This window comes from Morganella morganii (assembly GCF_019243775.1).
Taxonomy (GTDB): domain Bacteria; phylum Pseudomonadota; class Gammaproteobacteria; order Enterobacterales; family Enterobacteriaceae; genus Morganella; species Morganella morganii.
Window position 1 is genome coordinate 2,436,493 of record NZ_CP069157.1, and the last position, 12,323, is coordinate 2,448,815.

Here is a 12,323-nt window from a genome sequence, read left to right on the forward strand (position 1 = left end):
CGTTCAGGCATCCTCCTGAACAATGCCGGTTCCGGCCGGTTCAGATTTCTGTGAGGCCAGCAATTCAAGCAGTGCATACTGTTTTGCCGTCCGTTGTTCCGCTTTTTCCGCCAGAACAGCGGCTCTCGCCGGGTCACTACTGCTGAGGCGGTTAAAACGCTGCTCCTGATGCATCACCTCCGCCAGGGATTGTGACGGCGGACGGGAATCCAGTACCAGCGGCGCTTTGCCGGTTCCGTCACGACGCGGATCAAACCGGTACAGCGGCCAGAACCCGCTGGCGGTCAGGGCTTTCATCTGGTCGTAACTGAATGCCAGATCATAACCATGCTCCTCACACGGGCTGTAGGCAATAATCAGGGACGGGCCGGGATAGGATTCCGCTTCCTGAATCGCTTTCACCGTCTGATTCATCTGTGCGCCGATGGCTATCTGTGCCACATACACATTGCCGTACATCATCATGGACACGCCCAGATCCTTGCGGGATTTGCCTTTACCCTCCTCCCCGAATTTAGTGACGGCTCCCATCGGTGTCGCTTTTGATTGCTGGCCGCCGGTGTTGGAGTAACACTGGGTATCGAGCACCAGCACATTGACATTCTCACCGCTGCTCAGCACATGGTCGAGCCCGCCAAAGCCGATATCATAAGCCCAGCCGTCACCGCCGATCAGCCAGACGGATTTCGGCAGAAGGTAATGCGCATCCTCTGACAGCTCACGGGCTCGCGGATCCGGGTTATCCGCCAGTAATGTCCGCAGTTCCGTGATAGCCGCACGTTTTTCATCCGCAGACAGTGTCTCATCCGCCAGCCGCTGCCGTAATTCATCAGGCAGTTGGGCCGCAAAGGTCATCAGCAGACGTTTCACCCGTTTTTTGTGCTGGTCAGCCGTCAGGCGGAACCCCAGCCCGAACTCGGCATTATCCTCAAACAGCGAGTTGGCCCAGGCCGGACCGCGTCCCTCTTTATTGGTGGTGTACGGCGTGGTCGGCAGGTTACCGCCGTAAATAGAAGAGCAACCGGTGGCATTGGCGATCAGCAGTTGTTCGCCGTACAACTGGGTCAGCAGTTTGATATACGGCGTTTCACCGCAGCCCGCACAGGCGCCGGAGAATTCAAACAGCGGCGTGATAAGTTGTGATGTCCGGATATCAATGCGCTCAAGCTGGGATGCGGGAGTGTCCGGCAGTTGCAGGAAGAAATCAAAGTTGGCTTTTTCCTCTGCCAGATGCGCCAGCCGCGGCTGCATATTAATGGCGCGGACGGACGGATCCTCCCGGTCTTTTGCCGGGCAGACCTCATAACAGAGATTACAGCCGGTGCAATCCTCCGGGGCGACCTGAAGGACATAATCCATCCCTTTCATATCGCGGGATTTAACCGGCAGACGCTGCAGTGTATCCGGTGCACCGCTGAAATCCGCGGGATCGGCCACTTTGGCGCGGATAGCCGCATGCGGACAGGCCGCGACACAATAGTTGCACTGGGTACAGAGAGACGGTTTCCAGATGGGGATCATCTCTGCGATATTGCGTTTTTCCCAGCGGGTGGTGCCGGAAGGCCAGGTGCCGTCCGGCGGGAATGCCGATACCGGCAGGGCATCGCCGCGTCCGGCCAGCATCATGGCGGTGACGGTTTTGACAAAGTCCGGCGCGTTATCCGGCACGACCGGCGGACGCGGCTGACTGTGCGGATCCACTGCCTGTAACGGCACGCGGTGCAGTGCTTCCGGGGTGCGGGCTATCGCCATCAGGTTATCCTGAACGACACTTTCCCCTTTTTTGCTGTAGCTGCGGATGATCGCCTGCTGTAAATAAGACTGAATTTCCGCCGCCGGTAACAGAGCGGTCAGATGGAAAAACGCCATCTGCATAACGGTATTAATCCGCGCACCGAGGCGGCATTCACGGGCAATGCGGTAGGCGTTGATAACATACAGCTGCGCCTGTTTCTCCGCCAGAATCGCCTGAACATCCTGCGGGATATGGTGCCAGACCTCATCCGCCGGATACGGGCTGTTGAGCAGGAAAATCCCGCCCGGCGCCAGTTTTTCCGCCATTTCATATTTGTCGAGGAACTGCCACTGATGACAGGCAATAAAATCCGCCTGCCGGATCAGATAGGTAGCGCGGATCGGCTGTTCGCTGATGCGCAGATGAGAAACGGTAAGGCCGCCCGCCTTTTTCGAGTCATAGACAAAAAAGCCCTGGGCGTAATTATCTGTGTGACTGCCGAGGATCTGAATGGCATTTTTGGCCGCCGAAACCGTACCGTCACTGCCCAGCCCGTAAAACAGCGCACTGAGGCGGTGTGTGACCGGCAGCTCCGCCGGAACCGGTGCCAGGGACAGCCCGGTGACATCATCAATAATACCGGACGTAAAGCGGCGTTTCGGCGAGGTTAACGTCAGTTCGCGGAAAATCGCCATCACACAGTCCGGGTCAAACTCTTTGGATGACAGCCCGTAGCGTCCGCCGATAATACGCGGCAGCTGTGCCCGTTCCCCGTTCTGATACGCTTCGGCAAAGGCGGTCATCACATCCAGATAGAGCGGCTCCGCCTGGGCACCCGCTTCTTTGGTCCGGTCGAGCACAGCAATGTGCTGCACACTGTCCGGAATGGTATCGAGGAAATGCTGTGCGGAGAACGGCCGGTAGAGATGCACTTCCAGCACGCCGACTTTTTCGCCCTGCGCAATCAGTTTGTCTGCCACTTCCTCCGCCGGACCTGCGGCAGATCCCATCAGGATAATCAGGCGCTCTGCCTGCGGATGTCCGTAATACGTAAACGGCTGATAATAACGGCCTGTCACCTCACCAAATGCAGCCATCGCATCCGTCACATGCTGATAAACCGCGTCATACCACGGGTTAGTCGCCTCACGGGCCTGGAAATAGGTATCCGGATTGGCAGATGTGCCGCGTATTACCGGATGTTCCGGCGATAGTGCTCTGTCGCGGTGAGCGCGGATCGCCTCTGCCGGGATCAGTCTGCTCAGCTCCGCACGGCTGACAGCAATAATTTTGTTCATCTCATGAGAGGTACGGAAACCATCAAAGAAATGAATAAACGGCACGCGGCTGTTCAGTGTGGCTATCTGTGAAATCACCGCAAAGTCCTGAGCCTGCTGGACGCTGTTGGCACACAGCAGAGCACAGCCGGTCTGACGCACCGCCATCACATCCGAGTGATCGCCGAAAATAGAAAGGGCGTGAGTCGCGACCGTCCGCGCCGCCACATGCAGGACAAACGGGATCAGCTGACCGGCGATTTTATACAGGGACGGGATCATCAGCAGCAATCCCTGGGAGGACGTGAAAGTGGTCGACAATGCGCCGGTCTGAAGTGCGCCGTGAACGGTGGCAATGGCTCCGCCCTCTGACTGCATTTCCATCATGCGCGGGACATCGCCCCACAAATTGGGTTCCCCGGTCGCGGACCAGTGGTCAGCATATTCGGCCATGGTGGAACTCGGGGTAATAGGATAGATGGCGATCACTTCATTCAGCTGATACGCCATCCGGGCCACCGCCTGATTGGCATCAGTGGTGATCATGCTATGTATTTCGTTACTCACAATAAGACCCTTCATTTTTATTATTTTTTACAACATAACAGAATAAAAAATGCCGGATTATCGTGATTGTGGTTTGTTATCTGTCTGTAAGCGCGGTTTACTCCGCCGCCGTCAGTACATATTCCGCCGCTTCACAGCGGTATATTTCCGTGACCTGCGGACGGTCGCGCAGTGCCGGGAGTGAATCATCACTGACACTGAGGCGGATCCCCAGACCACAGGCTTTGCCCAGTGACGGCGGGATATCCGTCACGGTGAAAGGCTGCCCGGCCGCTGTGAGATGCTTGCGCATCGCCACCACACCGAGCATATTTTCAAATAAAATCAGATAGTCATTCATGAACGGATATCCCCGGAGGTCATGACGGCCTGTTTCTGTAACTGACGGATGCCGTAAATGGCCGCACCTATAGCACCGGCAAACTGCCCGTCCGGATGCGTGATAACCTCCGCCCCCAGGTGCTGTGAAAGCCGCTCACAGAACGTCTGACTGCGGCTGACGCCGCCGCTGAACAGCACAGACGGCACAGTACTCAGCCGCTTGGCAAACCCGGCGGTACGTTGTGCCATTGAATTCACAATTCCCGACAGAATCGACTCCGGCTCCACCCCGGCAGATCGCAGGCTGATCACTTCCGATTCGGCAAAGACCGTACACATGCTGGAGATAGCATGCGGCTCAATCCCGCGGATGGTGTCATCCACCGCCGTGATATCGGTGCCGAGTGTCCGGCTGATCACATCCAGAAAACGCCCCGTCCCGGCGGCACATTTGTCGTTCATCAGAAAATCCGTGAGATGCCCCTGTTCATCAAGCCGGATCACCTTGCTGTCCTGGCCGCCGATATCAATGACCGTGCGGGTCTGCGGATGCAGCCAGCGCGCCCCGATACCGTGACAGGAGATTTCCGTGACCTGTTTGTCCGCAAAGTCCGCCAGCTTGCGGCCATAGCCGGTGAGGGTCAGATACGGTTTGGTGTCACATTCACCGCAGAGGGTTTCCCAGGCTTCCAGAATCGCGGACTGCGGCCGGAACGGAGTCGGGATCAGGAAGCGGCGCAGGATCACGCCGCCGTCTTCATCACTGAACAAAATCCCTTTGGTGGCCGTCGAGCCCGAGTCAATACCGATACTCAGCATGACGCCTCCTTATAACATCTCAATAAAAGCGGCAATGCGGGTAGCAAGCTGACCGGTGTCAGAGGTGGAATAATCTGTCTCAATCGCCATATACGGGATATCGTGTTTTTCACGGATATGCCGGTTTATCAGCAGCGATTCCACCGCATAGGTGTGACAGGCCTGGAGGATCACATCAATCACCCCGTCCACCTGATAGTCCTGCACCATCTCACTGAGCATATTCAGACGCTGTGTGTTCGGTGAAATACAGGAGCAACCGATAGCAAGGTATTTTTCGGTCAGGGCATCATAAACATCGGCCTGCGGATTTTCATCCACACACTGTTCAGTGGCTTTCGCGCCTGTGCAGTTTTCATAACCGACCACCCAGCCGCCGTTCTCTTCGATAATCCGCACCACTTTTTCCGCCGCCCCGCCAATCGGGCAGCCGGTGATCAGAATGCGCGGACGCGGATCCAGCCGTTTACCGGCAGCATATTCCGCACGCACTTTGGCGGTCAGCGTTTCCAGCTCGCCGATCAGAGCGCGTTTATCAAATTTGAAGGTGGCACCATAGACCACACTGAGGATCTCACGGCCGGTCATCGCAGGCGGATTGAGTTGCCCGAGGTGGTAAAATTCGGTTAATGCACGGCGTTCGCGGTTGCGCAGATCGATAGCATCACGGATCCCCTGCTCTGTAATTTCACAGCCGAACTGCTCTTCCAGCCGTTTCTGAAAACGGATGATTTCCGAGCGCCAGAGTGCGACAGATTCCGCACTTTCACTGTTATTCGGCAGTTGCATCACATGGACAGGTTTAAATTCCGCCATATATTCATACATTTTCTTTTTGCCGTCGCAGGTAGTTTCACCGACCACGATGTCAGAAAAATAGAAGTAGGGGCATTTATCGGTTTTACCGAATCCGTAGCTGCTTTTGATCAGAGGACATAAGTTGCGGGGTAAGGTTTTTTCCGCTTCTTCAATGGTTTCATCACTGGTTGAACAGAGGGAGACAACCGCTGCACCGGCGGCCATAGCAATCTCCTGCGGCATAAAAGTGCAATAGGTTCCCACCAGCGGGACACCCTGCTCTTTCAGTTTCATTACAGTGAGAAAGCCCTGTTGGCGGGCATCGGAGAAATCAGAAAAGATCGACGGAAGTTGTGTGACTAATGACATAAGTAGACCTACCATTATCATTATTAAAGTGTGGCGCCAGAGTAGACCTATTAATAATAAGGATAATTGAGGTAAATCATATTCAGGGTGAATATCCCTGACGGGACTAAATTAACGTGATCTTAAATCACAACGCCCGGCAACGGAATTATCTGGCACCCTGCGTTGTCAGTCAGTAAGCTTCAGGGTAATCATAAACCTGACTGATATTTTACCCTGAGAGCTTCCTGATGATGATAACCCCCCACCGTACAACCACTGATACGGCTTCCTTTCACCTGACTCAGACGTGCTGTTTATAACAGCCGGATGCTGACGGAGGATATATGTTAACAGGAATGAATCATCTGACCCTGGCGGTCGCCGATTTGGATCGCAGCCTGCATTTTTACCGCGATATTCTGAAAATGACGCTGCATACCCGCTGGAAATACGGGGCTTACCTGACCTGCGGAGAACTGTGGATCTGTTTATCGGCAGATCCGGAAATCATTCACCGGCCTATTCATCAGGGTTATACCCACTACGCTTTCACCCTTCCTCCTGAGCAGTTCCCGGCTTTCCGCTCACTTCTCGCCGCTCATCAGATAACACTCTGGAAACGTAACCGCAGTGAAGGTGATTCCGTCTATTTTCTTGACCCGGACGGGCATCAGCTTGAGGCACATTCCGGCGGGATACAGCAGCGGCTGGATGCCTGCCGTGAAGCACCGTATGAAGAGATGATATTTCCGGCACCCGGGCAGATTAATGTGTAAGATGGGATAAACCCTTATCTTACGGAGACACTGCTATGTCTGATTACCCAGCCGTTCCCGGTGTGCTGTTTGTCGCCGGTTTTGGTCCGGTGACCCGCGATCCCGCCCGCAGCAAACACTTCTTTGCGGATACTGTCGGCCTGCCGCTCAGTGAATCTGAAGGCGTGCCTGATTACCTGACCGCAGATCACAGCCTGCACGGTGTGAAACACTTCGCGCTCTGGCCGCTCAGCCACGCCGCTGTCTCCTGTTTCGGACAGGACAGCTGGCCGTCGTCACATCCGGAGCCGCAGGCATGGGTCGAGTTTGAAGTGCGCGACCTGGCAGCGGCCACGGAATTTTTACAGTCACAGGGCTACCCGCTGCTGGTGGCAAACAGAACCGAGCCGTGGGGACAGTCCGTCACCCGTCTGCTCAGCCCGGAAGGTTTACTTGTCGGGCTGACTATCACTCCGTGGCTGCGGGATAACACCGGCGAATAACCGCCGGTGCCGGCTTGCTGTGATCCGCTACTGACGCAGACTGACAGCAATCCGGTTGAAGGCATTCATCAGCCCTGCCGCGATTGTCAGATCACTCATTTCCGCATCAGAAAAATGTGCCTTCACACGCTGCCAGGTTGCCTCATCAGTATTCTGAGCCGATAACTGTGTGACAGCTTCCGTCCATTCCAGCGCCGCCCGCTCGCGATCACTGAAACGTTCACTCACGCGCCAGCCCGCCAGTGCGTCAAGTTTCTCCTGAACCATCCCCCGCTTGCGCAGTGCCGCCGTGTGCATTTCCAGACAGAATGCGCAGCCGTTAATCTGGGATACCCGCAGATACACCAGCTCAACCAGTTCAGGGGATAACGCGCTGCTTTCCAGTGCATTTTTACAGGCAATCAGCCCCGCATACGCTGCCGGACTGAGTTTCGGATAAGATAAACGTAGTGATGACATAACAGACCTGCCTTGATCAGAGTGAAAAAGTATCCCGGAAACCGGGCGCTATACCCGGCAATAATCCCTGGTGATATAACCAGTCACCCCGCTATATTATGGATAAATTCACAGTATCGTTATCGTCATTGTGTGGTGGCGGTTAAAACGGTCCTTTAAAAATAAAGAAAGCCCCGGCGGCAATAAATCCGAAGCCGATAAGGTGATTCAGCGTGATGCTTTCACCCAGATAAGCGACAGAAAATACCATAAAGACACACAGAGTGATCACTTCCTGCATAGTTTTCAGCTCGGCGGCACTGTAGTACTGATGACCGATCCGGTTGGCCGGCACCGCCAGACAATATTCCGCCAGCGCAATCAGCCAGCTGAAAAAAATCACCGCAATAAGGGGCTTACCAACAAACTTCAGGTGTCCGTACCAGGCAAACATCATAAAAATATTGGAGAGAACAAGCAGAAAAATCGGGAGAAACTTCGCCAGCATAGGGGGATCCGTCAGTAAAAAATAATATCAGCCGCTATTTTACGCCGATCTCTGATAAACGGATATATGATCAGGATGATAGTTACGGAAACAAACTTTCCCGCTATGTACTTATAAAATTTGCATTATACGCGTATTCAGCCCTTTATTCTTTCTGCTGATTTCCGGAAGATTGTACTGAACTGATTGTGCGGATAACCGCATCCTATTACACTTAATATTTGTAAAAACAACTATCCTGTTTATGCGTTTATTAACTTTCTTATTATTTTTTGTCTCTTTATCCGGTTATGCCGCCGGAGGGTCACTGAACGGCTATTACAAATGTGAGATTTCATCCGCCAGTTATCAGCGAAAACAGGGCGCAATGCGCGATTTTTATTTTCCGGATAAACAGCGTGAATCCGTCGTTCTGTTTCATAATGACCGCTTTACGGTGCTGGATACGCAACCGTCCCCCTATCATTCCCCGGCACTGACACCGATTAAACAGTTTGCCACCATGTCAAAGCAGGATTTACAGGAGATCGGCGAAGATACCCTGATTTATGCCGGTACCTTCAGCGGACTCGCTTATTTCACACCGTCACAGCGGCGCTTTGTTTTCGGCTTAAATAAACGCACCGGCGGTAATAACGGCTCATTTCTGCTGGAACTGCAAAACTGCCGCCGGACAACACACTGAGCATCAGTCACACACCCGCATCACCACTTCCCGCAGCCAGCCGAGTGCCGCATCCCCTTCACTGCGCTGGTGCCATAACATCTGAAAACTGAGCGGCGCGATAGTCAGCGGCGGCGTAAATACCTGTAATGACGGGCTGAGTATATCCGGCAGCGCCCGCTGCGCCACCGTCAGGATCAGATCAGTGCCTTCCGGTAACTGCGAGGCAATCTGCCAGTAAGGAACAGAGACCGCAATGCGCCGCCGGTAATTGAGCAGCTGTAACTGCCGGTCAATCTCATTGGCTTCATACGGCTTCATGCTCGCCAGGATATGCGGGTGCGAGAGCCAGTCCGCCATCGGCATCGTGCCGTTGGTGCAGTATTGTTTATCCGCAACACTGACCATGGTGTCCGTAAAAACCGTTTTTGTGCGGAGAGTGTAATCTGTGGCTGTAAATACCCCGAAGGCCAGATCGAGACTGCCTTCCTGTAATTTTCCCTGCATCTCCTCGCGGCTGCCCTGCCAGATTTGCAAATCGACCTGCGGCGCGGCAGTCCGCAGATAACGGATCAGTTTTCCGCTGAAAATCGCCGCCCCGTAATCGGACATGGCGATATTAAACCGCCGCGTGCAATTTTCCGGCCGGAAATCCTGCTGTGCGATCAGGTCATCGAGCTGGCTCAGTGCCTGCGTCAGCGGCGCATACAGTGCTTCTGCCTTACCGGACAGATGATAACGGCCCTGTCTGCGGATAAGCAGCGGATCCTGAAATAAATCCCGCAGTTGGTTCAGTGTGTGGCTGACAGCAGGCTGACTACGGTGCAGAGACACGGCAGCCCGGCTGACATGGCGTTCACGCAGCAGTGCATGCAGGGTAACCAGCTGATTCAAATCTAATTTCTTTATATTATTCATGATACGAATAGTGCCCTATAAAATTGATCATTTCCGGTTCTGCCGGGGATCACCTATGATTGATGTTAATAAAACGTTAACCAGGGAGGCCACTATGTCAACCTTATCATTATCCGCTATTGCTTTGATTGTTTGTGCTTTTTTTGCCGGTGCCATAGTACCGGTGCAAGCGGTCAGCAATGCAGTGTTAGCACGCCATCTGGGTCATCCGTTATGGGCCAGTCTTGTATCATTATTAATCAGTATTATTGTTTTAGCACCGTTATTATTAATATTTAAAGTTCCGAAACCGGTGCTGAGCGCAGATTTACTGCATCAGCCGTTCTGGATCTGGCTCGGCGGGATAGCCGGAATGCTGTATCTGACCTCCGCTCTGATCCTGGTACCGAAAATCGGCGGAATTACCTTTTTCGTGATGGTGATTGCCGGTCAGCTGGTGATTTCCGCGCTGATTGAACACTTCGGTCTGTTCGGAATGCCGAAACAACCGGTTCAGATAGCCAAACTCGCCGGTATCGGCCTGGTGGTGGCGGGTGTGCTGGTGATGCAGTTTGCGGGTGAAAAAAAGCCCCGCGATACTGACAGCGGGGCAGGAAATGCAACTCAAATCGAACAGACAATAAAAAGATAGGTTTGGTTTCCCGGAATATTACTGCACAGCTTCAGCTTCCTTCTCCGCTTCCGGGCGGCGCGAAGGACGCTGTAATAAGAAGACACCACTCATAATCAGCACCATCGACAGAATCTCTGTCACGCCAAGCTGCTCATTGGCGGCGAGGAACCCGACAATCAGTGCCACCACCGGCGGGATATAGGTCACGGATGAAGCCACTACAGCCCCCAGATTCAGGATCAGATAGTAATACGTCAGATACGCCACCCCGGTGCCGAGCAATCCCAGCCCGATAATCAGCCCGAGGCTGGCAGTGCTGTCCTGCGCAATGGCGGTAATGCCGGTAAATGGCGTGATGCAGGCCAGGATCACCAACGCAAGGCCAATCTGATAGGTGGTCAGCGCCAGCGGAGCAATCTGTTTATCCGCAAGGAATTTTTTGGCATACACAAAGGAAATCCCCACACTCAGTGATCCCAGAATCATATAACCCACCCCGGCGAGACTGATACTCTCCCCGCTGACCTGCCACGGCTTGGCGATCAGAATCACTCCGGCAAAGCCAAGCATCAGCCCGCACAGACGCATTACCGTGATTTTTTCCTGACGCAGAAAAATCGCCGCGACAATAAACGAGAACAGCGGAATTGCCCCGCTGAGCACACCGGAGACGCCGGAGAGCAGTAATGAGGTGCCGGAAGCAAACGCCCAGTAATAAATCACCGTGGCCAGAAGCGCCATCACAAGGAAATGTCCGGTGTATTTCAGGTGCTCGCGGCGCACTGCTTTCTGCATCCACGCCATCACCGCAATCGGTACAAAGCCGCATAATACCCGCAGAAATACAATCTGTACCGGCGAAATCCACTCACTTGCCTGGCGCATAAAAATAAAGTTCGTTCCCCAGATAATGCCGAGGAACGCGAAGGCTGCTGCCGTTTTACTGTTCATACTATTGCTACCCCTTTTTTCTGATGGGGCTATTGTTCTGAATCCGGGGCTGTGCTACAACCGATTTAAATTACCTTATGAAAGAGAAAAACTATTTCATGAACCGTTATCCGCCGATGAAAGCCCTGCTGGCCTTTGAAGCCAGCGTCCGGCTCGGCAGCTTTATCAGAGCGGCAGAATTCCTGCATGTCACACCGGGTGCGGTCAGTCAGCAGATAAAAAAGCTGGAGGATGAGCTGGGCGTGATGTTGTTTCTGCGTGAGATCCGCAAACTGACGGTGACAGAGACAGGACAGAAATACTATCGCTTAATTCAGCCCGCGCTGGAACAGATCCGCGCCGCCGGTGAAACAATCCGCTATGCGGCACGCCATACCCTGACTCTGTCCATGCCGCCCGGGCTGGCCTCCAAATGGTTCTCTCCCAGGATGAGTGATTTTGTCCGCACTTTTCCGGGATTGGATCTGCATCTGAATGCCACAGCAGCGCTGGTTTCGCTGGAAAAAGACAATGTGGATCTGGCTGTCCGCTATACTGATTTATCCCGCACGCAACCGGCACGGGTGCTGTTATCTGACGCCCCCTGCCGTCTGTTTTGCCATCCCGCTTATGCCGCGCGGCTGTCACTTCACAGCCCGGCAGATCTGAAAAACGCGGTACTGCTGCACACCACACTCTATCCTTACTGGGACAGTTGGCTGGAACACTATGCCGGGATAGCGTCCGGCGGCACACCGTTCACCGCCGGACTGCATTTTGATCAGTTCTTACTGGCGATTGATGCGGCGGTGCATCAGCAGGGTATTCTGATTGCCAATGATTTCCTGCTGGAACACGAGCTGGCACAACAGACCCTTATTCCTTTGTTTCCGGAACTGACACTGCATTCCGGCAAAGGATTTTATCTGCTGCATAACCGCCACAGTGCCGATCAGGCGATGATCAGCGCCGTCAGTGACTGGTTTTGTCATGCATTTGCTCACACAGCGGAGAATACATAATAGAACCAGAATCTGTCACTGTGTGCCTTTTTCCTCTGCACCGCAGACGGGCAAACCGCCGCGTTTGCGGAAGCCTCTGTGCGGACAGATTATGTCAACGGCTG

The 12,323-nt window shown here is 53.9% G+C and carries 13 protein-coding genes; 5 read left to right on the plus strand and 8 right to left on the minus strand.

The window, feature by feature from the left end; genetic code table 11:
• Positions 1–3: 3 nt before the first annotated feature.
• The 4 genes from nifJ to JL661_RS11825 form a co-directional block, all read right to left on the minus strand.
• The gene (gene nifJ / locus JL661_RS11810; protein ID WP_062772418.1) at positions 4–3,558 is read right to left on the minus strand and encodes a pyruvate:ferredoxin (flavodoxin) oxidoreductase; all 3,555 of its coding nucleotides are present in this window, start codon (positions 3,556–3,558) and stop codon (positions 4–6) included.
• 118 nt (positions 3,559–3,676) lie between these two features.
• Entirely contained in the window at positions 3,677–3,919 is a 243-nt protein-coding gene (locus JL661_RS11815; protein WP_004238527.1) for a putative Se/S carrier-like protein, read from the minus strand.
• Positions 3,916–4,719, minus strand: a complete 804-nt coding sequence (locus JL661_RS11820) for an acyl-CoA dehydratase activase (protein ID WP_004241861.1) — start codon at positions 4,717–4,719, stop codon at positions 3,916–3,918. Before JL661_RS11820 ends, JL661_RS11815 begins: the two co-directional genes overlap by 4 nt.
• 9 nt (positions 4,720–4,728) lie before the next feature.
• Entirely contained in the window at positions 4,729–5,886 is a 1,158-nt protein-coding gene (locus JL661_RS11825) for a double-cubane-cluster-containing anaerobic reductase (protein WP_062772415.1), read from the minus strand.
• Positions 5,887–6,212: 326 nt separating this feature from the next.
• On the opposite strand from JL661_RS11825, the gene fosA13 reads away from it, so the two are divergent.
• Together fosA13 and JL661_RS11835 are read left to right on the plus strand one after the other, a co-directional pair.
• Positions 6,213–6,644, plus strand: coding sequence for a FosA13 family fosfomycin resistance glutathione transferase (gene fosA13 / locus JL661_RS11830; protein WP_004238530.1), 432 nt, complete (start codon positions 6,213–6,215; stop codon positions 6,642–6,644).
• A 35-nt stretch (positions 6,645–6,679) separates the two neighbouring features.
• Positions 6,680–7,126: a VOC family protein gene (locus tag JL661_RS11835; protein WP_032098439.1), complete on the plus strand. Its 447-nt coding sequence runs from the start codon at positions 6,680–6,682 to the stop codon at positions 7,124–7,126.
• 27 nt (positions 7,127–7,153) lie between these two features.
• On the opposite strand, the gene JL661_RS11840 is transcribed toward JL661_RS11835, so the two are convergent.
• Positions 7,154–7,585: a carboxymuconolactone decarboxylase family protein gene (locus JL661_RS11840; RefSeq protein ID WP_032098440.1), complete on the minus strand. Its 432-nt coding sequence runs from the start codon at positions 7,583–7,585 to the stop codon at positions 7,154–7,156.
• A 142-nt stretch (positions 7,586–7,727) separates the two neighbouring features.
• Entirely contained in the window at positions 7,728–8,072 is a 345-nt protein-coding gene (locus JL661_RS11845; RefSeq protein ID WP_036416952.1) for a DMT family protein, read from the minus strand.
• Positions 8,073–8,316: 244 nt separating this feature from the next.
• Here JL661_RS11845 and JL661_RS11850 point away from each other — a divergent pair, with 244 nt between their 5' ends.
• Positions 8,317–8,757, plus strand: a complete 441-nt coding sequence (locus tag JL661_RS11850) for a hypothetical protein (RefSeq protein ID WP_004238535.1) — start codon at positions 8,317–8,319, stop codon at positions 8,755–8,757.
• Positions 8,758–8,760: 3 nt separating this feature from the next.
• Here JL661_RS11850 and JL661_RS11855 read toward each other — a convergent pair whose 3' ends face one another.
• Entirely contained in the window at positions 8,761–9,630 is an 870-nt protein-coding gene (locus JL661_RS11855) for a LysR family transcriptional regulator (RefSeq protein ID WP_225310103.1), read from the minus strand.
• Between the two features lie 118 nt (positions 9,631–9,748).
• Between JL661_RS11855 and JL661_RS11860 the strand changes: the two genes are divergently transcribed.
• Entirely contained in the window at positions 9,749–10,285 is a 537-nt protein-coding gene (locus tag JL661_RS11860) for a DMT family transporter (RefSeq protein ID WP_036417147.1), read from the plus strand.
• An 18-nt stretch (positions 10,286–10,303) separates the two neighbouring features.
• Here the strand turns inward: JL661_RS11860 and JL661_RS11865 are convergent, their stop codons facing one another.
• Positions 10,304–11,218, minus strand: coding sequence for a DMT family transporter (locus JL661_RS11865; protein ID WP_004238538.1), 915 nt, complete (start codon positions 11,216–11,218; stop codon positions 10,304–10,306).
• A 98-nt stretch (positions 11,219–11,316) separates the two neighbouring features.
• Here JL661_RS11865 and JL661_RS11870 point away from each other — a divergent pair, with 98 nt between their 5' ends.
• Positions 11,317–12,219 (plus strand): LysR substrate-binding domain-containing protein, encoded by a 903-nt coding sequence (locus tag JL661_RS11870; RefSeq protein WP_223302375.1) that lies wholly within the window; start codon positions 11,317–11,319, stop codon positions 12,217–12,219.
• Positions 12,220–12,323 lie beyond the last annotated feature (104 nt).